Raw genomic sequence first — 21,177 nt, 5'->3', positions numbered from 1 at the left:
GTGCACGGCCGCCCCGGGAGCGGTCTGCCGTTACGGCTTCGAGGGCTTGCCGCCGCGCCCCGTGACCTTGCCGACCCGCTCCCCCACGCCCCACGCCGTGACCCGCCACAGCGCCTCGACGAGGATGTCGCGGCTCATCTTGGAGTCGCCGAGTTCGCGCTCGACGAACGTGATGGGCACCTCGATGACGTGATAGCCGGCCTTGACCGCGCGGCGGGCGAGATCGACCTGGAAGCAGTACCCCTGGGAGGCCACCTCGTCGAGGCCGAGCCCCTGAAGGGTCTCGCGGCGGAAGGCACGGTAGCCGCCGGTGATGTCACGCAGCGGCAGGTCGAGCGCCAGCCGGGAGTAGAGGCTGCCGCCCCGGGAGATCACCTCGCGGGACTTCGGCCAGTTCACCACCCGGCCGCCCGGCACCCAGCGCGAGCCCAGCACCAGGTCGGCGCTCTTGAGGGCGGTGAGCAGCCGCGGCAGTTCCTCGGGCTGGTGGGAGCCGTCGGCGTCCATCTCGATCAGCACGCCGTAGTCGCGCTCCAGGCCCCAGTGGAAGCCCGCGAGGTAGGCGGCTCCGAGGCCCTCCTTGCCCTTGCGGTGCAGCACGTGGACGTGGTCGTCGTCGACGGTCAGCTCGTCGGCCAGCTTGCCCGTGCCGTCCGGGCTGTTGTCGTCGGCCACGAGCACGTGCGCCTCGGGGACGGCCTTGCGTACCCGGCCGACGATGCTCTTGATGTTCTCCGCCTCGTTGTAGGTCGGGATGATCACCAAGGCCGTGCCGAGCGGGCCGAACTTCCTCACCTGGGCTTCTGCCGCGAGGGTTCCGTCGCCGTCGTTCACTACTGCCCCTTCATGTCCATACGCAGAGGTCCACCATAGTGGGCCCGGCCTGCACCGACGTGACAGGACGTTCGAATCGTGGTGTCGAATCCGCAGGACGCGGGGAAGAGCGCGCTTCCGTGTGCGCGGGGGTGCGGCGGATGGGGGCCCGGCGCCCTTCGGGCCGACCTGGGATCCGCCGGCTGCGGATCGACCTGAAGCCGTTGTCTACTGAGCGCGCGGGCCCCACCCGGGTCGCACCTCCCCGACCGGCCGGAACGTTCCCTCGGCGCTGCGCTGGCCTGAGCCTGGCTCCCAGTGGCGGTGCCCCGGTGCGGCACACCGTCCCTGACCCGGCGGCGCCGCGGCGAGTGCTCGGACGTTCCCCGGTCGGGCGTCCGGTGGTGGACTCGGCCGAACCTACCGGCCTCCTGCGGCTGCCTGTCAACAGCCGTTCGACCTGCGCGTTCAGCGGCAAAGCCCTGGTCAGGGCCGAGGATGCGCAGGTCGCGCGCCGGGGGCGCGGCGCACGACCTCATGCGCGCCAGCCCCCTAGATCACTCGCCCGGCCGTACGAAAACCGTGCGTCCGCCCACCACGGTGCGCAGGCAGACGGGCAGGTCGCGGCCCGGAGTGAGGTCGGGCAGACCCGGAGTCCCGGAGCGGGGATCCGTCGACCAGCGGGCCACGCGGTCGTCCGGGGCCTGGACGACGAGTTCGCCGGTGCGCCAGACGGCGTAGTCGGCGGGGGCGCCCGGGACCAGAACGCCCGCGTCGTCCCGTCCGACGGCCCGCCAGCCGCCGCGCGTGTGCGCCGTGAACGCGGCGCGCACGGAGACGCGGTGCTCCGGCGTGCGGTGGAAGGCGGCGGCCCGGACCGTGCCCCACGGGTCGAGCGGGGTGACCGGGCTGTCGGAGCCGAAGGCGAGCGGGACACCGGCGCGCAGCAGGGCCGCGAAGGGGTTCAGAGCCCGCGCCCGCTCCGTCCCGAGCCGCTGGGCGTACATGCCGTCCTCGCCGCCCCACAGGGCGTCGAAGGCGGGCTGCACGGATGCGGTGAGGCCGAGTTCGGCGAAGGCGGCGACGCTCTCCGGGGTGAGCATCTCGGCGTGCTCGACGCGATGCCGGGCGGCCCGGATCCGGCCGAGCCCGAGCTTCTCGGCGGCGGCGCGCACGCCCTCGACCACGGCGTCCACGGCCGCGTCGCCGATGGCGTGGAATCCGGCCTGCAGGCCCGCCTCGGTGCACGCCACGACGTGCGCCGCGACCGCGTCGGCGTCCAGGTAGGCGATGCCGGTGTCCCCGGCGTCGGTGTACGGCTGGTGCAGACAGGCCGTGTGCGAGCCGAGGGCGCCGTCGACGAACAGATCCCCCGCGGCGCCCACGGCGCCCAGCTCCCGCGCCTTGGCGACGTCCTGCTCGGCCCAGTACCCGACGACGCGCGGCCCGTGTTCCGCCGCGGCGAGGCGCAGCAGGCCGGTGAAGTCGTCCTCGGAGGAGATCTCCGGCCCGGCGCACTCGTGGAGGGTGCCGATCCCCAGCGAGACGGCGTGCGCGAGCGCGGCGCGCTGCGCCTCGGTGCGCTGTCGGGGCGTCACGGCGGCGAACGCGGCGGCCCGCACGGCGTGATGGGCGTCGGCGGTGAGCGGGCCGTCCGTGCGGGTGACATCGGGGACCGCGTCGAGCAGGGCGGTGCTCACGACCGCCGAGTGGACGTCGATCCGGCTGAGGTAGAGGGGCCGGTGCCCGGTGGCCTCGTCGAGCTCGGCCCGCGTCGGGGGCCTGCCGCCGGGCCAGCGGGCGGCGTCCCAGCCGTGCCCGAGCAGCACCCGGTCGTCGGGCCGGGCGGCGGCGAAGTCCCGGACGAGGGCGAGGGCGGCCTCCAGCGTGGGGGCGCCGGAGAGGTCGAGCCCGGTCAGGGCCAGGCCCGTGGCAGTCGTGTGCACATGCGCATCGGTGAACGCCGGGGTGACCAGCGCCCCGTCCAGGTCGACCACTTCGTCGACCCCGTCCGCGAAGGCGTCGGCGGCCCCTTCGGACCCCACCCAGGCGATCTGTCCCCGCTCCACGACCATCGCGGTGGCGAAGGGGTCGGCGGGGCTGTGGACCTCTCCACGGCGGAGAAGAACGGTCTTGGGCGGGGCGGTGGACTCACTCATGGAGCACAGTCTCACAGGGGCGGGAGCGACGCCCGAATCAGGGGCGCGGCAACGCCCGCGTCAGGACCGCGGTGAGCTGCGCGGACAGCCCCGCACGGCCCGCGTCGGCGACCGGCGTTCAGATCCGCGGCGGCCGGGCCTCGTACGGCGTGGAGAGGACCACCGTCGTGCGCGTGGACACCCCGGCCAGCGACCGCAGCCGGGCCAGCAGCTCCTCCAGCTCGTGCGGCGTCGCCACCCGCACCTTGAGGATGTAGTTCTCGTCGCCCGCGACGCTGTGACAGGCCTCGATCTCGGGCACGCCGGCCAGCCGGTCGGCGATGTCGTCGGGGGCGCTGGGGTCGAACGGCTTCACCGAGATGAAGGCGGTCATGGGCAGCCCCACCGCCTCGGGGTCGACGACCGCCGCGTAGCCGCGGATCACACCGCGCTGCTCCAGCCGCCGCACCCGCTGGTGCACGGCCGAGGTGGACAACCCCGTGGCCTTGCCCAGGTCGGTGTAGCTCATCCGCCCGTCCTTGACGAGCAGCTGCACGATCTGTCGGTCCAGCTCCTCCATGGCGCAAGAACCTACAGTGCGGTTGATCTCCTCGGATACCCGAGGAGCCCCGGAGGGCACCTGCGCAGGGCATGTGACGAACGCCACAGGCCTCGAACAGTCTCCGTGATGTTCTCGTGATTACACCTCAGGGGTGACGGGAAGTGCTTGCTGTGGCCGAGGCCGCAGTGCCTGTGACGGCCCAGTCCGAGGGGGAGAACCCAATGCAGAGTCTTAAGCGCCCTGGTCGCACCGCACCCAAGCGGCAGCCGCTCGTCGTCGAGCCCGAGCCGGAGGGCGTCGAACCCGACGCCTTCGACGACGAACTCGACGCCTACGACACGTTCGAGATGTTCCGGGTCGTCTGCCCGGACTGCGCGCAGCCCATCGCCCTGCTGGCGGACGAGGAGGTCCTGCCGGAGCACGCGATGTGCGCCTCGCCGTGGAACCCCTTCGGACTCACCGTCTGCGCCGGAACCGGCCGCAGGGCCACGGACGCCCGCCCCGCGGACGAGTCCGTGGAACCCCAGGAGCAGGACACCGCACTGCTGTTGACGCTCCCTCAGGGGCTCGACTGGCGGACCCAGCCCTTCTCGCACGTGGGCGGCCCGGGCTCGCGCCCCATCAGGGTCCCTGTCATGCGCCGCCAGGCGGCCTGAGCGCGGGCTCTCCTCGCCCGCCGGCTCCACTCCCGTAGCTGCCCCGCACCACGGTCCGCGGAACGCCGTGGTGCGGTTCAGTGTGTACGCGGTCGTGCGCGGCACTGAACGAACGCCCGATTCCACCTTCCGGTGACCTGTCCGGGGTTCGCCGCGTTGCCCAGGTATGACCCCCATCTCCTCAGCGACCGGGCGTCAGCGCCTCCTGTACGTCCCGCCGCCCGCAGAATCGGTTCGGCCGGCTCCGCCCCGCTATCAGGACCCGCCGATCTATAGCGACTTGATGCGGACCTGGGCCGAGGGCGGCCGCACCCTCCCGGGCCGGCACGACCCGGAATGGATGCGGCTCGCGGCCCCTTGGCGGGGCCTCGACCAGTTCAGCGCTCCTCCGGACCCACAAGATGGCGGCCGATGACCATCCGCTGGATCTGGTTGGTGCCCTCCACGATCTGCAGCACCTTGGCCTCGCGCATGTAGCGCTCGGCCGGGAAGTCGGCGGTGTAGCCGTAGCCGCCGAGGATCTGCACGGCGTCGGTGGTGACCCGCATCGCCGTGTCGGTGCAGTGCAGCTTGGCCATCGCGGCCTGCTTCGCGAACGGCCGGCCCGCGTCCTTCAGCCGTGCCGCCGCGAGGTAGAGGGCGCGGCCCGCCTCGATCTGCGTCGCCATATCGGCGAGCATGAACCGCAGCCCCTGGAAGTCGGCGATCGGCTTGCCGAACTGGCGCCTCTCGGCCGCGTAGGTCACCGCCTCGTCGAGCGCGGCCTGCGCCACGCCGATCGCGCACGCCGAGATGCCGAGCCGGCCCGAGTCGAGCGACGACAGGGCGATCGCGAAGCCCTGCCCCTCCTCGCCGATGCGCCGGGCGTCCGGGACACGGACGCCGTCGAAGTGGACCTGGGCGGTGGGCGAGCCCTTCATGCCCATCTTCTTCTCCGGCACGGCCGCGCTCAGCCCCTCCGCGTCACCGGGCACCAGGAACGCGCTGATCCCGCGCGGGCCCTCCTCGCCGGTACGGGCCATCACCGTGTAGAAGTCGGCGATCCCGCCGTGCGTGATCCAGGCCTTGGTGCCGGTGATCACCCAGTCGTCGCCGTCCCGCACGGCCCGGGTGCGCAGGGCCGCCGCGTCCGATCCGGAGTGCGGCTCGGAGAGGCAGTACGCGCCGAGCATGCCGCCGCCGAGTATCGCGGGCAGGTGCTCGACCTGCTGCTCCTTGGTGCCGTAGGCGGCGAGCGCGTACGAGGCCAGGGAGTGCACGCTGACGCCGAGCCCGACGGTGAGGCGGGCCGCGGCGAGCTCCTCCAGGACCTGGAGGTAGACCTCGTAGGGCTGGTCGCCACCCCCGTACTCGGAGTCGTACGGCAGGCCGAGCAGCCCCGACCGGGAGAGCAGGGTGAACAGCTCGCGCGGGAAGCGGCCGGCGTCCTCCTCCTCGGCCGCACTCGGGACGATCTCCTGCGCCGCGATGTCGCGGACGAGTGTGATCAGGTCCCGGGCCTCCTCCGTGGGCAGTTGTCGGTCCACCGGCTGCGGGGCGCGGTCGGGCATGGCGACGCTCTCCTCCCTGTCGGGCACTGGCGGACGGGCCCATGGGTGGGGGCGGCGCCGCCGGGTCGTTCTGGTGCCTTGCCGATGCTTGCAGTCCCGGGTCTCGGAAGCTGCTGACCAGCGGCTGTGCGCTGTGAGTATGCCCGATCGGAGGCATCCAGTCACCAGTTAACGACCGCTTACTTCAAGAAATGGCCGAGCACGCACGGAGCGGTGAAATTGGTCCGAACCATTGACCCAACTGGTCTAGTCCTCCTACTGTTTCGCTCCACCGATTCACCGCGTTCATGCCAATGAGCGCGCGTTCCCCTCTCCCCACGAGGAGACACCGGATGCACACCCCCCACCGTTCCCGCTTCCGGGCCATCGTGTCCGCGGCCTGCTGCGCCGTCCTCGGCGCCGGTCTGCTGGCCGGCGCGGGCACCTCCGCCACCGCGGCGACCCCGGCTCAGGAGGCCGCCGCGAGTTCGAAGGCAGCCCCCGGCGCCAAGGCCGCCGGTTCCAAGGTCATCGGCTACTTCACCGAATGGGGCACCTACGACCGCAAGTACTACGTCAAGAACATCGAGACGTCCGGATCGGGCGGCAAGCTCACCCACATCAACTACGCCTTCGGCAACGTCACCGGCGGCAAGTGCGCCATGGGCGACGGCTACGCCGCCACCGACCGGGCCTACACGGCCGCGGAATCCGTCGACGGCAAGGCCGACACCTGGGACCAGCCGCTGCGCGGCAACTTCAACCAGCTGCGCAAGCTGAAGCAGAAGCACCCGAACCTCAAGGTTCTGTGGTCCTTCGGCGGCTGGACCTGGTCGGGAGGCTTCGGCGAGGCCGCGAAGAACCCGGCCGCCTTCGCCCAGTCCTGTTACGACCTGGTCGAGAACTCCAAGTGGGCGGACGTCTTCGACGGCATCGACATCGACTGGGAGTACCCCAACACCTGCGGCGCCACCTGCGACACCAGCGGAAAGGCCGCCTTCCGCAACCTGATGCAGGCGCTGCGGGCGAAGTTCGGCTCCAGGAACCTCGTCACCGCGGCGATCACCGCCGACGCCACCCCGGGCGGCAAGATCGACGCAGCGGACTACGCGGGCGCCGCCCCGTACGTCGACTGGTACAACCCGATGACGTACGACTTCTTCGGCGCCTGGGACGCCGCCGGTCCGACGGCCCCGCACTCGCCGCTGACCTCGTACTCCGGCATCCCGAAGGCGGACAACCACAGCTCGGCGACCATCGCCAAGCTCAAGGGCCTCGGCATCCCCGCCTCCAAGCTGCTGCTCGGCATCGGCTTCTACGGCCGCGGCTGGACCGGCGTCACCCAGGCGGCCCCCGGAGGCACCGCGACCGGCCCGGCGGCGGGCACGTACGAGCAGGGCATCGAGGACTACAAAGTGCTCAAGACCAAGTGCCCGGCGACGGGGACGGTGGCCGGTACGGCGTACGCCAAGTGCGGTGGCAACTGGTGGAGTTACGACACCCCGGCGACCATCGGCACCAAGATGAACTACAAGAACCAGCAGGGCCTGGGGGGCACGTTCTTCTGGGAGCTGAGCGGCGACACCGCGAACGGTGAGCTGATCAAGGCGATCAAGTAGCGCCCGGAGCGGGGGCGGAGGTCCGTGGCGGACCCTCCGCCCCTCTCTCATGCGCCCCGGCGCGCGGGCTGCGGGGCCGGGTAGGCCGGGTCGAGCTCCTCGATCGCGCGCAGGGCGCCGCCGAGGGTCTTCATCAGCAGCTCGCACATGGTGTCGCGGGGCAGTTCGGGCCGGTCGATCCATTCGAGCGTGGCACCCTCGACGCTGCACACCCAGGCCAGCAGGGCCATCCGCGCCAGCGGGGTGATGTCGACCCGCTCGTAGGCGCCTTCGGCGATGGTGGTCACGACGGCCTCGCGCACCCCGTCACGGATGGCGTGCACCTCGGTGTCGAACCCGACGCCGCCGCTCACGATGGTGCGGTACGCGGCCTGGTTGTGCTCGGCGTAGCGCAGGTAGCTGTCGATGGTGCGCTGGACCCGGTCCACCGGGGGCAGTTCGAGACCGCTCGCCGCCAGGGTGATCAGCTCGGTGACCGAGTCCTGGATGATGGCCAGGTAGTAGCCGCGCTTGGACTGGAAGTAGTAGTAGATCAGCCCCTTGGCGACGTGCGCCTGCCGGGCGATGTCGTCCATCGACAGGGCGTCGTAGGAGGTGTCGGCGAACAACCTCCGCCCGATGGCGATGAGTTCGGCACGGCGCGCCATCGAGCGCTCGGTGCCGCGGGCCCGGGGACGGGCTGCAGGCTGGGGGCTGATATTCAATGTCGACCCTGGTCTCAACGGGCGGGGCGGGACCTCCGCAGTATGGCAGGCCTCACCTCGGCGTCGTGGGTCAGGTCACAGCAGCCCGAGCTGCGTCACGAGCATCGCGAGGACCACGACGAGGGCCCATCCCATGACGTGCTCGACGATCTTCGGGCCGTCGTCCTGAGGGCCGCCGGTGCGGGCGCGGGTGGCGGTGGCTGAGTGCACGGTCATGGCTTCTCGCTGGGTCGGTGGTGCGGACGGACCCCCTCGGGGGGGTCCGTCCACCTTGCCACCGGGTGCGGCTTTTGCGGCCGAGAGCTTGGTCACACGCGAACGCCCACGGCCGCCAGGGCCTTGCGCTGGGCCGCGCTCGGGCGCGCCGGGAAGTACAGGTAGCAGATGCCGCCGGTGCCCGAGGCGACCTTGCCGGAGGCGTTGTACCGCTTGGTCCTGAGCCAGATGTTCTCGAACTCGCGCCGCCGGTAGACGCGCCGCACGGCCTCGTTGCTCGCCGAGAAGGGGTCGTTGGCGATCACGTCACCGCCGGCCGTGAAGCCGATGACGGTCATCAGGTGCCCGGCGGTGCCGTACCCGGCGCCGGTCAGCTCCTCCTTGAGGAACGACTGGGACGTTATGGCCGGGATGCCCGCGGCGATCAGCGTCTCCAGATCGGTGAGCGAGCCGAGCCGGGTGACGACGCCCTGGAGGTCCTTGAACGTGGCGGCGTAGGCGGCGTTGAAGGGCCAGTTGCCGCAGCCCGCGTACTGGTAGTCGTAGGTGAAGCGGGCCGCGTGGCACACCTGCGGGTCGGCGTATGCGGGATCGACCCAGGCCAGCTGCTCTTCGGTGAGTCGGCCGTCCCAGTACTCGACGATCATCTGGGAGGACGTCGGGCTGCACCATGCCTCGCCGCCGTTGTCGTACTCGGGGTACTGGCCCTTGTGGATCTCCTGCGAGTAGCGCGGGACGGCCAGTTCCTTCGCGAGACCGGGCTCGGACGCCGGGACGGTGAACCGGTCGGGCACGTCGGAGCCCATGGCGCCGAGCCGCCACACGGTGGGGGTGGCCTTGGTGCCGGGCTTGCGGTAGAGGGTCAGGCGCAGCCGGTACGAGGCCAGGCGCAGGCCGGTCGAGGCGTCGTCGATGGCCAGGGTGTCGGTCCAGACGGTGCTCCTGCCGTCGCTCTGGTCGTCGACCGAGGTGCGCCGGATGTCCTGATCGCCGGAGGCCCAGCGGGCCATCACGTACCAGGGGGTGCTGGTGCCGTCGGTGTAGGTGCCCTTGATCTCGGCCTGGATCCAGGTGCCGGCCGGGGTGCGCGCGTTCCATGAGACGATCGCCTCGGTCGCGGGGACGGCGAGCCGGTGGACGGGGGAGGTCCAGGTGCCGTACTCCCACGTGGCGGTCCTGCCCGTGTGCGGATCCGTATAGGCGGTGGTGCCGGCGGGCTTCGCGATCGCCAGGCCCGGGCGGGTGCCGGCGACGGCCCGGGTGCCCTTGGCGGTGCCGCCGGACCAGTCGGTGTACGAGACCCAGGCCCGGTTGTCGACGGTGCGGGCCGGGACCGCCCGGGCGGGGTCTGCGGCGTCGGTCGTCATGGGGGCCTCGGGGTCGGCCGCCGCCGGACCCGCGCTCGCGGTGACGGCGGCGGCGACCGCGGCGGCCAGGACGGTTCTGCGGGACGGCTGTTCGGCTCTGCGCATGGCGGGGGACCCCCGGATGTCGGAGTCGGGCAGGTGCGGGGCAGGTCCGTGCACGGTCGGTCGTATCCGTGCGTGCGTGCGCCACATATGAGCACAGCCCGCGGTGTCCTGCCAGCACTTCGACGCGCGCCGCGCCCACCAATATTGGCGTCGACCAGTGGCACCCGCCGCGGACCTCGTGGTTAGAGTGCCGATCGAGATGAATCCGTCCTTCCGCCCCGCACCGGGCCACGCCGTCCTAGACCTGGCCGCCCGGGTCCGCCGCCTCTCCCCCTCCTGCGGCCCGGTCCGGCTCGTCGGTGTCGACGGGCACGCCGGGTCCGGGAAGAGCACGTTCGCCGAGCGGCTGGCTGCGGCCCTGGACGGCGCGCCGGTGCTGCGCCTCGACGACATCGCCAGCCACGACGCGCTGTTCGACTGGACGGCACGGCTGCTGGACCAGCTGATCGAGCCGCTCTCCCACGGCCGGACCGCGCACTACGCCCCCTACGACTGGCGGGCCCGCCGCTTCGGCTCCCCGCGCCCGGTCCCGCCCGCGCCGGTGATCCTCGTGGAGGGCGTCGGCGCGGGGCGCCGGGCGCTGCGCCCGCATCTGGCCCTGCTGCTGTGGATGGATCTGCCGCGGGAGGAGGCCTGGCGGCGGGGACGGTCCCGGGACGGGGAGGAGCAGCGGGAGTTCTGGGACGGGTGGGTTCCGGCGGAGCGCCGGCATTTCGCCGACGATCCCTCGCGGCCGTTCGCCGACCTGCTGGTGCGGCAGCGAAACGAGGGGTACGAGGTGCTCGCGGGACCCGCTGGGACCGTTGGACCGGACCAGCCCCTCACGCACGGTGACGGACCGCCCGCAGTGTGCTGAACTTGTGAAGGGCCTTGCGGGGCAACTTGCCGGAGTGCTTCAACTCGGCTTGACCGTCGGGCCGTACAGGTCTTACGTTCTCAATGTGCGGCATCGGAGCCGCCCGCAGACGCGAAGCCCCCGGTTGTTCCCCCGTGATCGGGGGCTTCGTTCTGCCTTCTTCCGGTTTTCCGGCCGCCGCGGGGCGTCGAGCGCTCACCCTGGGTCACCGTCCACGATGCCGCGGCATCCGCCCCCACCTCGCCGAACGGCGCGTGCGGCACCCTACGGGCGCGCCGCGCCCGCGGGTACGATGCCCTCGTCGCGACCTACGGACGGTTGCTACGCGCACTGTGCAACTCCGGTCCGTGGCAGAGCGGTTCGAGCAGGGCAGCCGGCCGGGGGACGGCTCGTTGGCATTCCGACGGGGGCACGGTTTGTGGGGGACGTGATGGACTTCGGCACGCAGGGCCCACAGGCCCCGGCCGACCTCGCCTGGCTGCGAGGCGTGGACGCCTACACCATGGGCGCGTATCCGCAGGCGGAGGAGGAGTTCCGCGCCGCCGTGCGGATGGACTCCGGCATGGCCGACGGCTGGCTCGGGCTGCACGCGCTGCGCGTCGACACGACGACCGCGCTGCTGCGGATGTTCCGGCACCGGGACCGGTTCGGGGAGCAGCGCACCCGCTACCGTCGCACGCTCAACTCCTGGTACTGGCTGGGCTGGTGGGTGCAGCCGGTGCTGGAGAGCCCCCGCGATCTGCTGCTCGCGCACGCCTCCCACTGGCTGGACGGCCGCCATGTCCCCGAGCTGGACCGGGCGCTCGCCGGGCTGCCACCCGTCGACACCGACCACCAGGTCCGCTTCCTGCACTCCTGCCGCGCCTATCTGGTCAAGGACTGGGAGCAACTGGTCCGCCACACCGACCCGCTGCTCGACGATCCGATGCTCGGCATCGAGGCGGGTCTGTTCGGCGGCATGGCCCGGGTCCGCCTGGAGATGTACGGCCAGGCCGAACCCCTGCTGTCCGCCGCGTTGATGCGCTGCCGCAGCGAGCAGCCCCAGCGCAAGGAGCTGCGCTACTGGCTGGCCCGGGCGCACGAGGGCACCGGCCGCAGCGCCGCCGCGCTCCCCCTGTACCGGGCCGTGCACCGCGTCGATCCGGCGTTCATGGACACCTCCGCCCGGCTGGCCGCCATCGCCGAGGGCGACGGCTACGACGACGCCACGGGCCTCGCGGCGATCACCCTCACCGGTGCGGGCCAGGACGCGGTGGACGGTCCCGACGGGTTCGATCCGCTCTTCGGTCTCGAAGGGCGCGACCTGCGGCTGCCCGATCCCGAGCCGCCGCTCGCTCCCCTGCCGCCGGTGACCGGCCCGCCGGTCCGCGAGAGGACCGGCCCCGTCCCCTCCCTGCCCGCCGGGCCCACCGACCCGGCGTTACTGGACGAGGCACTCGCCGAACTCGAACGCATGGTGGGTCTGGAGCCGGTGAAGCGCCAGGTCAAGGCGCTGTCCGCACAGCTGAACATGGCCCGGCTGCGGGCCGGGCAGGGCCTGCCGGTCCAGCCGCCGAAACGCCACTTCGTCTTCTCCGGCCCCTCCGGCACCGGCAAGACGACCGTCGCCCGCATCCTCGGCCGAGTCTTCTACGCCCTCGGGCTGCTCGGCGGCGACCATCTCGTGGAGGCCCAGCGGGCCGACCTGGTCGGCGAGTACCTCGGGCAGACGGCCGTGAAGGCGAACGAACTGATCGACTCGGCCCTCGGGGGCGTCCTCTTCGTCGACGAGGCCTACGCACTGTCCAACTCGGGCTACGGCAAGGGGGACGCGTACGGCGACGAGGCCCTCCAAGTACTGCTGAAGCGCGCCGAGGACAACCGCGACCACCTCGTGGTGATCCTGGCCGGCTACCCGGAGGGCATGGACCGCCTGCTCGCCGCGAACCCCGGGCTGTCCTCCCGCTTCACCACCCGCGTCGACTTCCCGTCCTACCGGCCCCTCGAGCTCACCGAGATCGGCAAGGTGCTGGCGGCGGAGAACGGCGACCTGTGGGACGAGGAGGCCCTCGACGAGCTGCGGTCCATCGCCGGGCACGTGGTCGACCAGGGGTGGATCGACGAGCTGGGCAACGGACGGTTCCTGCGGACCCTGTACGAGAAGAGCTGCGCGTACCGGGATCTGCGGTTGTCGGTGTATCCCGGGGCGTTGAGCAGGGACGACCTGGCGACGTTGCGGTTGCCGGATCTGATGCAGGCGTACGGGGAGGTCTTGTCGGGGCGGGGGCCACACGACCCGTCGGCCATGTGAGTTCATCGGCCGCGGGCCGGTGGAGGCCGGTCGCGCAGTTCCCCGGGCCCCCAGGCAGGGGCGCGGGGAACTGCGCGAGCAGCCCCCACGCGCCCGCAGCCGGGACGCTACGTCGCCAGCACCTCTTCACCGGACCTCGGCTCGGTCAGCTTCACCTCGCGCACCTGCCGGTGCGCGGGATCCCGCACCTCACCCACCAGCAGCTCCAGCACGTCCTCCAGGGCGACCAGCCCCAGCACCTTGCCGGACGCGTCGGCGACCTGGGCCAGGTGCGTCGCCGCCCTTCGCATCACGGTGAGGGCGTCGTCGAGGGGCAGCTCGGGCCGCAGGGTCGTCATGGGACGCCACAGGTGCTGCGGCACGGCCCGGTCCGAGTCCTCCACGTCGAGGACGTCCTTGACGTGCAGGTACCCCATGAAGGCGCCGGTCTCCGCGGCGACCGGGAACCGGGAGTAGCCCGTGCGGGCCGTGAGCTCGACGATCCGCCCGGGGGTGACCGACGGGCTGACCGTCACCAGGGACTCACGCTTCAGCAGGACGTCCGTCACCGGGCGCGAGCCCAGCTCCAGGGCGTCCTCGAGGCTTTCGGCCTCCTCGGGGTCGAGCAGGCCCGCCTGGCCGGCGTCCTCCACCAGCCGGTTGAGCTGCTCGCTGGTGAAGACGGCCTCGACCTCGTCCTTGGGCTCGACGTGGAAGAGCCGCAGGATGCCCTGGGAGACGGCGCCGAGGGCGGCGGTGATGGGCTTGCAGAAGCGCGCGAACCAGACCAGGCCGGGGCTGAGCCACAGCGCGACCTTCTCGGGGGCCGCCATCGCCAGGTTCTTCGGGACCATCTCGCCGATGACGAGGTGGAAGAAGACCACCGCGGCGAGGGCGATGACGTAGGTCAGCGGATGGATCATGCCGTGCGGCAGGTGGACCCACTCGAAGACCGGCTCCAGCAGGTGCGCGACCGTCGGTTCGGCGACCGCTCCGAGGGTGAGGGAGCAGATCGTGATGCCGAACTGGGCCGCCGCCATCATCTGCGGCAGCCGTTCGAGACCGTAGAGGACCTGCCGGGCACGGGCGGTGCCGAGCGGCTCGATCTGGCTGCGGCGTACGGAGACCAGCGCGAACTCGGCGCCGACGAAGAAGCCGTTGGCGAGCACGAGCAGCGCGGCGAAGAGGAGTTGGAGCACGCTCATCGGAGGGCCTCCGCCATGGAGGCCACCGGGGCGGTCCGCACGAGCCGGACCCGCTCCGCGCGGTAGTGGCCGACCTGGCGCACCGAGAGCCGCCAGCCGGGCAGCTCCGCCTTGTCGCCGACGGCCGGGATACGGCCCAGCAGGTCGGCGATCAGGCCCGCGACCGTCTCGTACGGGCCCTCGGGCACGTCGAGGCCTATGCGCAGCAGGATGTCGACCCGGCAGCTGCCGTCGACGTCCCAGGCGGGCCTGCCGTCCTCCGGCGGCGCGGCGGCCAGCTCGGGCAGGTCGTGTCCGTCGTGCTCGTCGCGGACCTCGCCGACGATCTCCTCGACGATGTCCTCCAGCGTGACGACACCGGCGGTGCCGCCGTACTCGTCGACGACGACCGCGATGGGCTGCTCACTGCGCAGGCGGGTGAGGAGCGGCCGGACGGGCAGTGTCTCGGGGACGAGCAGCGCCGGACGGGCGATGTGGCCGACGGGGGTGCGCAGCCGGTCCTGGACCGGCACGGCCAGGGCGTCCTTGAGGTGGGCCATGCCGACGACCTCGTCGATCTTCTCCCGGTAGACCGGGAAGCGGGACAGGCCGGTGGCGCGGGTCAGGTTGACGACGTCCTCGGCGGTGGCCGAGGACTGCAGGGCGCTGACCTTCACGCGCGGCGTCATCACGTGCTGCGCGGTGAGCTCGCCCAGCGACAGGGTCCGGACGAACAGGTCGGCCGTGTCCTGCTCCAGGGCGCCGGCCAGGGCCGAGTGGCGGGCCAGGGAGACGAGTTCGCCGGGGGTGCGGGCGGAGGCCAGCTCCTCGGCGGGTTCGATGCCCAGGGCGCGCACGAGCCGGTTCGCGACGGCGTTGAGGCCGGCGATGACCGGGCGGAACAGCCGGGCGAAGACGTGCTGCGGGCCCGCGACGAAGCGCGCGACCTGCAGCGGCCTGGACACCGCCCAGTTCTTGGGCAGGAGCTCGCCGATCACCATCTGCACGGCGGAGGCCAGCAGCATACCGACGACGACCGTGACACCGGAGACGGCTCCCTCGGGGATGCCGATCGAGGTGAACGGGCCGTGCAGCAGCTCGGCGAGCGCCGGTTCGGCGAGCATGCCGACGACGAGCGAGGTGATGGTGATGCCGAGCTGGGTGCCGGAGAGCTGGAAGGAGAGTTCCTTCAGTGATTCGACGACCCGCTGGGCGCGCCGGTCGCCCTCGGCGGCGGCCTTCTCGGCCTCGGGCCGTTCGACCGTCACGAGTCCGAATTCGGCCGCCACGAAGAATCCGTTGGCGAGAATCAGCAGGAACGCGGCTGCGAGGAGCAGCAGGGGGGTGGTCATGATGCCGCCGCCTCCACACGGTCGCGTACCTCGGCAACGAGGTCCGCGCTATGTCGGCAGGGGGCGGCGCAGGTACTGCAGGACGATCCGTCCATCGCCGGAGGGGGTCACTCCTCGGTTAGCAGGAGCCTCTGCGCACCGGTCGGGGCGACAGAAGCGGAGGCGCATCCATCACGCCTCCGCCAACAGATTAATCAAGACATGGCCCGGTACGGCAGTGGCGGCCGCCCGGAGGATGCCCCGAGTCAGTCCTCGCGCCGCTCGGGGTCGGCCGCGGAACGGGCCTCGACGAGCGCCCGCAGGGCCCGGGCGTCGGCGATCGCACGCTGCTTGGCCAGGCCCGGCTGGATGCCCAGAGCAGGCAGGCTGGTGCCGTCGCTGAGGTTGAGGAACACCCAGGGGTCGCCGGGCCGGAGGGTCACCTGGAGGATCTCCGCCCACTCCAGCCGGCGCTTGTTCGTGAGATTGACGACAGTGACGCCGTTCTCGTCGACGACCACCTTGGGACGCGCCAGGAGGAGCAGCACGGCGTCCAGCAGGAGCGCCGTGAGGACGAAGCTGACGCGCTCGGCGGGGCTGAGCTGCTTCAGCAGCATCGCGACCGCCGTGATCACCACGAGGATGGCGACGGCCGCGGTGAGCAGCACCACGCGGGTGCTGCCCGGCCGGAACGTGACGGGCAGGGTGGGCAGATCGGACATCGCGCGTACGCCCCTCAGAGACGGCAGGCGTGGATGGCCGTGGTCAGGATGGCCCGGGCGCCGATGTCGTACAGGTCGTCCATGATCCGCTGGGCTTCCTTGGCGGGAACCATCGCGCGGACGGCGACCCAGCCCTCGTTGTGCAGCGGGGAGACGGTCGGGGACTCCAGGCCGGGCGTGAGGGCGACGGCCTTCTCCAGCTGCTCGACGCGGCAGTCGTAGTCCATCATCACGTACGTCCGGGCGACCAGGACGCCCTGGAGGCGGCGCAGGAACTGCTGCACCTTGGGGTCGTCGGCGTCCGCGCCGGTGCGGCGGATCACCACGGCCTCGGACTGCATGATCGGCTCGCCCGCGACCTCCAGGCCCGCGTTGCGCAGCGAGGTGCCGGTCTCGACGACGTCGGCGATGACCTGGGCGACGCCGAGCTGAATGGCGGTCTCGACGGCGCCGTCGAGGTGGACGACGGAGGCGTCGATGCCGTGCTCGGCGAGGTGGGCGGCGACGATGCCCTCGTAGGAGGTGGCGATCGTCATGCCGGTCAGGTCGGCGAGGCCGCTGATCGTGCCGGGCTTGGTGGCGTAGCGGAAGGTGGAGCGGGCGAAGCCGAGGGCGAGGATCTCCTCGGCCTCGGCGCCGGAGTCGATGAGCAGGTCCCGGCCGGTGAGGCCGATGTCCAGCTGCCCGGAGGCGACGTAGATCGCGATGTCGCGGGGGCGGAGGTAGAAGAACTCGACCTCGTTCACCGGGTCGACGATCCGCAGTTCCTTGGACTCACGGCGCTGCTGGTAGCCGGCCTCATGCAGCATCTCCGCCGCAGGGCCGGACAGGGAACCCTTGTTGGGGACGGCGATGCGCAGCATGAGGTCGGCTTCCTTTGCGTGGGGTGGGACGGGAACGGGTGCGGCTCAGAGGTGGGCGTAGACGTCGTCGAGGGAGATGCCGCGGGCGACCATCATCACCTGGACGTGGTACAGCAGCTGGGAGATCTCCTCGGCGGCGGCTTCCTTGCCCTCGTACTCGGCGGCCATCCACACCTCGGCGGCCTCTTCGACGACCTTCTTGCCGATGGCGTGTACGCCCTTCTCCACCAGTTCTGCGGTGCGGGAAGTGGCGGGGTCGCCCTGGGCGGCCTTGTGCTGGAGCTCGGTGAAGAGCTCCTCGAACGTCTTCTTGGACATGGTGACGCTCAGCCTATGCCACACCCGGCTTCCGTCAGTGCCAGGGTTCGGATACTGAGCGGAGGGTGGCCGCGGTCGCCACCGCCGCCGTCACCGCCTCGTGCCCCTTGTCCTCGTTGGAACCCTCGATTCCGGCGCGGTCCAGGGCCTGCTCCTCGGTGTCGCAGGTCAGCACGCCGAAGCCGACGGGGACGCCGGTGTCGACGGAGACCTGGGTGAGGCCCTGGGTCACGCCCTGGCACACGTACTCGAAGTGGGGCGTGCCGCCGCGGATGACGACGCCGAGGGCGACGATCGCGTCGTAGCCGCGGCCCGCGAGGACCTTGGCGACGACCGGGAGCTCCCAGCTGCCGGGGACCCGGAGGAGGGTCGGCTCGTCGATGCCGAGGTCGTGCAGGGCGCGCAGGGCGCCGTCGACCAGACCGTTCATCACCTTCTCGTGCCACTGTGCCGCGATGACGGCGACCCGGAGGTCACCCACATTGCGTACGGACAGTTCCGGTGCACCCTTGCCGCTCACGTTGCTCCCTCTGTGCTCTCTTACTGGTTGCCGCAGGCGGGCACGGTGGTCGTGTCCAGCCAGGGCAGGTCGTGGCCCATCCGGTCCCGCTTGGTGCGCAGGTAGCGGAGGTTGTGCTCGCCGGCGCTCACGGGCATCGGCACGCGGGCCTGGACCGCGATGCCGTGACGGACGAGCGCGTCGGTCTTGTCGGGGTTGTTGGTCAGCAGCCGGACGCCGCGCACCCCGAGGTCGGCGAGGATCTGCGCGCCGGCGGCGTAGTCGCGGGCGTCGGCGGGCAGGCCGAGTTCCAGGTTGGCGTCGAGGGTGTCGCGGCCGCGCTCCTGGAGTTCGTAGGCGCGCAGCTTGGACATCAGGCCGATGCCGCGGCCCTCGTGTCCGCGCAGGTAGACCACGACGCCCCGGCCCTCGTCCTGGATGCGGGCGAGGGAGGAGTCGAGCTGGGGGCCGCAGTCGCAGCGGGCCGAGCCGAAGACATCGCCGGTGAGGCATTCGGAGTGGACGCGGACGAGGACGTCCTGGCCGTCGCCGATGTCGCCGTGCACCAGGGCGACGTGCTCGACGCCGTCGACGATGGAGCGGTAGCCGTAGGCCGTGAAGGTGCCGTGGGCGGTGGGCAGCAGGGTCCTGGCCTCGCGGCGGACGGTGGGCTCGCTGCTGCGGCGGTAGGCGATCAGGTCCTCGATGGAGATGATCGTCAGGCCGTGCTTGCGGGCGAAGGGGATCAGCTCGGGCAGGCGCAGCATGGTGCCGTCCTCGCCGGCGATCTCGACGATCGCGCCGGCCGGGCGCAGGCCCGCGAGGCGGGCGAGGTCGACGGCGGCCTCGGTGTGGCCGTTGCGGGTGAGGACGCCGCCGGAGCGGGCGCGCAGCGGGAAGATGTGGCCGGGGCGGACGAAGTCCTCGGGGCCCGAGACGCCGTCGGCGAGCAGCCGGAGGGTGGTGGCGCGGTCGGAGGCGGAGATGCCGGTGCTCACGCCGTGTGCGGCGGAGGCGTCGACGGAGACCGTGAAGGCGGTCTTCATCGACTCGGTGTTGTCCTCGACCATCTGCGGGAGCTTCAGCCGGTCCAGCTCGTCGCCCTCCATGGGGGCGCAGATCAGGCCGCGGCACTCGCTCATCATGAAGGCGACTATCTCGGGGGTGGCCTTCTCTGCGGCGATGACGAGGTCGCCCTCGTTCTCGCGGTCCTCGTCGTCGACGACCACGACGGGGCGGCCGGCCGCGATGTCGGCGATGGCCTGCTCGACGGGGTCGAGTGCGAAGTTCTCGATGTCGTCGGTGCCGTACAGGGTTGTTGCGGCGCTCATGCCGGCGCTCCTTCCAGGGTGGGCTGGGCTGCCGCGCGCGAGCGCAGCCACCAGTCGCGCAGGCCCCACAGGACGAGCGCGCCGTAGATGACGTAGACGAAGCCGGAGAAGGCGTAGCCGTTGGCGAAGTTGAGGGGCACGCCGACGAGGTCGACGAGCAGCCAGGCGAACCAGAACTCGACCATGCCGCGCGCCTGGGCGTACATGGCGACGACGGTGCCGACGAAGATGTAGGCGTCCGGCCAGGGGTCCCAGGACAGGGTCGGGTACGCCTTGAACAGCAGCGCCACCGCGACCGTGCCCGCGGCGGCCGCCGCGGCCATCGCGGCGCGCTCGCGCCAGGTGGCGAACCGGACGGCGATGTGGCCGTCCTCGCCCTGCCCCTTGCCGCGCTGCCACTGCCACCAGCCGTACAGCGCGACGAGCATGACGACCGCCTGCTTGCCGGCGCTGCCGGTGAGGTGGCCGAAGAAGGCGCCGAAGAGGATGAGTCCCGCCAGGAATTGCACGGGCCAGGTCCAGATGGAGCGTCGCCAGCCGAGGGCGAGGGCGGCCAGGCCGAAGAGGTTGCCGACCATGTCGGACCAGAGGATGTGCTGGCCGAAGAGGGCGAACGCCTCGGAGTTCAGCGTGTTCACCGGCCGGCCCCCTGCGCACGGTCGCCGAGCATCCGCTCGACGTACTTGGCGATGACGTCCACTTCGAGGTTGACCGGGTCGCCGGGCTGCTTGTGGCCGAGCGTGGTCAGGTCGAGGGTGGTGGGGATGAGGCTGACGGTGAAGTAGTCGGGGCCGGCGTCGACGACCGTGAGGCTGATGCCGTCGACGGTGATGGAGCCCTTCTCGACCACGTACCGGGTGAGGTCCGCGGGGAGGGAGATCTTCACGATCTCCCAGTGCTCGGAGGGCTTGCGCTCCAGGATCTCGCCGGTGCCGTCCACGTGGCCCTGCACGATGTGCCCGCCGAGGCGTTCGCCGACGGCCATGGGGCGTTCGAGGTTGACGCGGGATCCGGCCTTCAGGGCACCCAGGCTGGAGCGGTTCAGGGTCTCGGCCATGACGTCGGCCGTGAACTCGTCGCCCTCGTGGTCGACGACCGTGAGGCACACGCCGTTCACGGCGATCGAGTCGCCGTGCTTGGCGCCCTGGGTGACGACTGGGCCGCGCAGGCGGAAGCGACAGGCGTCGTCGAGGGTCTCGACGGCGGTGATCTCGCCCAGCTCTTCGACGATTCCGGTGAACACTTCCCGGGTCCTCCTGCCTCTTCGGGCACGGACTCCGGGGCTGTCGATGACGACAGAAGGTACGAGCAGGAACACCGGGGGCGACGCCGGACGGAGCCCGTCGCGAGGACGGACTTCTGGGCGGCGTGCACGGATGCCCGCTCGCCGCGCACTGCCTCCCATCCGGACTTTAACCGTCGGTCCAGGAATTTCACCTGGTCAACCGGCCGCTGGAGGCGACCGGGTCGCGGACTGTAACCGCCGGTTCGGACTTTCACCGACCCCGGAGTGCGCTGCTACTGGTACAGGGCCAGTGTGCCACGCCCGGTGGATGTTCCGAGGGGCGAGGTGTGTGGGCTGCCTCACAGACCGTGTCGCACCCCTTCCCGAGCGCGACCGGCGGCCCAACTCGCGGACGGGGTCGACCTCTTGAGGTCCGGCATTGGCACACACCTATTGACGATGTGGTCTAGTCCTTTCTAGGGTCATCGCCAAGGTCGGCTCAACCCCACTGACCGGCCCGGCGGCGGTGACGACGGCCCTTGCCCGCCGTCGGGCCTTCCCACGCCGCGCGGCTCGAAGAGCTCCTCCTGGGCCTGGTCCCGGGCCGTCAGCAGGGCGCCGCGCAGGACCGCGCCACCGCCCAGGGTGGTGGCGCGCACCTCCGTGGGCAGCGGCGTCATCCGGGCGATCCGGTCCCGCACGCGGGCGGCGAGCTCGACGCCGCCGGCCTGCCCGACCTCCCCGCCGAGCACCACGCAACCGGGGTCCAGGATCGCGACGACCGAGGCGACACCGACGGCCAGACGGTCGGCGAGGGCGTCCAGGAAGGCGCCGGCCGGAGCGGCTCCGCCGAGGGACTCGGCCCCCAGC

The 21,177-nt window shown here is 71.7% G+C and carries 21 protein-coding genes and 1 riboswitch; of the genes, 4 read left to right on the top strand and 17 right to left on the bottom strand.

From position 1 onward, the window contains the following. Positions 1-30 precede the first annotated feature (30 nt). The 3 genes from K4G64_RS21665 to K4G64_RS21655 all read right to left on the bottom strand — a co-directional run bounded on the left by K4G64_RS21665 (position 31) and on the right by K4G64_RS21655 (position 3,531). Positions 31-834 carry a polyprenol monophosphomannose synthase gene (locus tag K4G64_RS21665; protein WP_221757683.1) on the bottom strand — a complete coding sequence of 268 codons (804 nt, stop codon included), beginning with the start codon at positions 832-834 and terminating at the stop codon, positions 31-33. 536 nt (positions 835-1,370) lie between these two features. Next, the gene (locus K4G64_RS21660; protein ID WP_221757682.1) at positions 1,371-2,972 is read right to left on the bottom strand and encodes an amidohydrolase; all 1,602 of its coding nucleotides are present in this window, start codon (positions 2,970-2,972) and stop codon (positions 1,371-1,373) included. Between the two features lie 118 nt (positions 2,973-3,090). Further along, positions 3,091-3,531, bottom strand: coding sequence for an Lrp/AsnC family transcriptional regulator (locus K4G64_RS21655; protein ID WP_004002750.1), 441 nt, complete (start codon positions 3,529-3,531; stop codon positions 3,091-3,093). A 203-nt stretch (positions 3,532-3,734) separates the two neighbouring features. On the opposite strand from K4G64_RS21655, the gene K4G64_RS21650 reads away from it, so the two are divergent. Beyond that, the gene (locus K4G64_RS21650) at positions 3,735-4,169 is read left to right on the top strand and encodes a hypothetical protein (protein ID WP_221757681.1); all 435 of its coding nucleotides are present in this window, start codon (positions 3,735-3,737) and stop codon (positions 4,167-4,169) included. A gap of 377 nt (positions 4,170-4,546) precedes the next feature. Here the strand turns inward: K4G64_RS21650 and K4G64_RS21645 are convergent, their stop codons facing one another. Continuing rightward, positions 4,547-5,719, bottom strand: coding sequence for an acyl-CoA dehydrogenase family protein (locus K4G64_RS21645; RefSeq protein ID WP_221757680.1), 1,173 nt, complete (start codon positions 5,717-5,719; stop codon positions 4,547-4,549). 332 nt (positions 5,720-6,051) lie between these two features. On the opposite strand from K4G64_RS21645, the gene K4G64_RS21640 reads away from it, so the two are divergent. Beyond that, positions 6,052-7,317: a glycoside hydrolase family 18 protein gene (locus tag K4G64_RS21640; protein ID WP_221757679.1), complete on the top strand. Its 1,266-nt coding sequence runs from the start codon at positions 6,052-6,054 to the stop codon at positions 7,315-7,317. Positions 7,318-7,364: 47 nt separating this feature from the next. Here K4G64_RS21640 and K4G64_RS21635 read toward each other — a convergent pair whose 3' ends face one another. From K4G64_RS21635 to K4G64_RS21625, 3 genes are all read right to left on the bottom strand, one after another. Then, positions 7,365-8,021, bottom strand: a complete 657-nt coding sequence (locus K4G64_RS21635; protein WP_221757678.1) for a TetR/AcrR family transcriptional regulator — start codon at positions 8,019-8,021, stop codon at positions 7,365-7,367. 75 nt (positions 8,022-8,096) lie between these two features. After that, positions 8,097-8,237, bottom strand: coding sequence for an SCO1431 family membrane protein (locus K4G64_RS21630; RefSeq protein ID WP_221757677.1), 141 nt, complete (start codon positions 8,235-8,237; stop codon positions 8,097-8,099). 92 nt (positions 8,238-8,329) lie between these two features. Further along, entirely contained in the window at positions 8,330-9,709 is a 1,380-nt protein-coding gene (locus tag K4G64_RS21625; protein WP_221757676.1) for a peptidase C39 family protein, read from the bottom strand. 199 nt (positions 9,710-9,908) lie between these two features. On the opposite strand from K4G64_RS21625, the gene K4G64_RS21620 reads away from it, so the two are divergent. Together K4G64_RS21620 and K4G64_RS21615 are read left to right on the top strand one after the other, a co-directional pair. Beyond that, a complete protein-coding gene (locus tag K4G64_RS21620; RefSeq protein ID WP_221757675.1) occupies positions 9,909-10,565 on the top strand; it encodes a uridine kinase in 657 nt (218 codons plus the stop codon). Between the two features lie 430 nt (positions 10,566-10,995). Next, positions 10,996-12,855 carry an AAA family ATPase gene (locus K4G64_RS21615; RefSeq protein ID WP_221757674.1) on the top strand — a complete coding sequence of 620 codons (1,860 nt, stop codon included), beginning with the start codon at positions 10,996-10,998 and terminating at the stop codon, positions 12,853-12,855. Between the two features lie 107 nt (positions 12,856-12,962). Here K4G64_RS21615 and K4G64_RS21610 read toward each other — a convergent pair whose 3' ends face one another. The 10 genes from K4G64_RS21610 to K4G64_RS21565 form a co-directional block, all read right to left on the bottom strand. After that, complete coding sequence (locus K4G64_RS21610; RefSeq protein ID WP_221757673.1) at positions 12,963-14,039, bottom strand: hemolysin family protein; 1,077 nt, start codon at positions 14,037-14,039, stop codon at positions 12,963-12,965. Then, positions 14,036-15,370 carry a hemolysin family protein gene (locus tag K4G64_RS21605; RefSeq protein WP_221757672.1) on the bottom strand — a complete coding sequence of 445 codons (1,335 nt, stop codon included), beginning with the start codon at positions 15,368-15,370 and terminating at the stop codon, positions 14,036-14,038. The genes K4G64_RS21610 and K4G64_RS21605 overlap by 4 nt, the downstream gene beginning before the upstream one ends. Positions 15,371-15,615: 245 nt before the next feature. Further along, the gene (locus tag K4G64_RS21600) at positions 15,616-16,071 is read right to left on the bottom strand and encodes a PH domain-containing protein (protein ID WP_221757671.1); all 456 of its coding nucleotides are present in this window, start codon (positions 16,069-16,071) and stop codon (positions 15,616-15,618) included. Positions 16,072-16,085: 14 nt separating this feature from the next. Next, positions 16,086-16,934, bottom strand: coding sequence for an ATP phosphoribosyltransferase (gene hisG / locus K4G64_RS21595; RefSeq protein ID WP_221757670.1), 849 nt, complete (start codon positions 16,932-16,934; stop codon positions 16,086-16,088). Between the two features lie 45 nt (positions 16,935-16,979). After that, positions 16,980-17,252, bottom strand: a complete 273-nt coding sequence (locus tag K4G64_RS21590; protein ID WP_003988914.1) for a phosphoribosyl-ATP diphosphatase — start codon at positions 17,250-17,252, stop codon at positions 16,980-16,982. 34 nt (positions 17,253-17,286) lie between these two features. Further along, positions 17,287-17,772 carry a 6,7-dimethyl-8-ribityllumazine synthase gene (ribH, locus tag K4G64_RS21585; RefSeq protein WP_030843258.1) on the bottom strand — a complete coding sequence of 162 codons (486 nt, stop codon included), beginning with the start codon at positions 17,770-17,772 and terminating at the stop codon, positions 17,287-17,289. A 20-nt stretch (positions 17,773-17,792) separates the two neighbouring features. Beyond that, the gene (locus K4G64_RS21580) at positions 17,793-19,082 is read right to left on the bottom strand and encodes a bifunctional 3,4-dihydroxy-2-butanone-4-phosphate synthase/GTP cyclohydrolase II (protein ID WP_221757669.1); all 1,290 of its coding nucleotides are present in this window, start codon (positions 19,080-19,082) and stop codon (positions 17,793-17,795) included. Beyond that, positions 19,079-19,720: a nicotinamide mononucleotide transporter family protein gene (locus K4G64_RS21575; RefSeq protein WP_221757668.1), complete on the bottom strand. Its 642-nt coding sequence runs from the start codon at positions 19,718-19,720 to the stop codon at positions 19,079-19,081. The genes K4G64_RS21580 and K4G64_RS21575 overlap by 4 nt, the downstream gene beginning before the upstream one ends. Continuing rightward, a complete protein-coding gene (locus tag K4G64_RS21570) occupies positions 19,717-20,325 on the bottom strand; it encodes a riboflavin synthase (protein WP_031108177.1) in 609 nt (202 codons plus the stop codon). The genes K4G64_RS21575 and K4G64_RS21570 overlap by 4 nt, the downstream gene beginning before the upstream one ends. Before the next feature lie 144 nt (positions 20,326-20,469). Further along, a riboswitch (FMN riboswitch) is annotated at positions 20,470-20,600 on the bottom strand. A 189-nt stretch (positions 20,601-20,789) separates the two neighbouring features. Beyond that, positions 20,790-21,177: ROK family protein (locus tag K4G64_RS21565; RefSeq protein ID WP_260460768.1), on the bottom strand; the 388-nt coding region annotated here is incomplete at its 5' end.

The sequence above is a fragment of the Streptomyces sp. WAC04114 genome (genome assembly GCF_019733245.1).
GTDB classification, from domain to species: domain Bacteria; phylum Actinomycetota; class Actinomycetes; order Streptomycetales; family Streptomycetaceae; genus Streptomyces; species Streptomyces massasporeus_A.
This window is presented reverse-complemented; position numbering and strand designations above follow the sequence as displayed.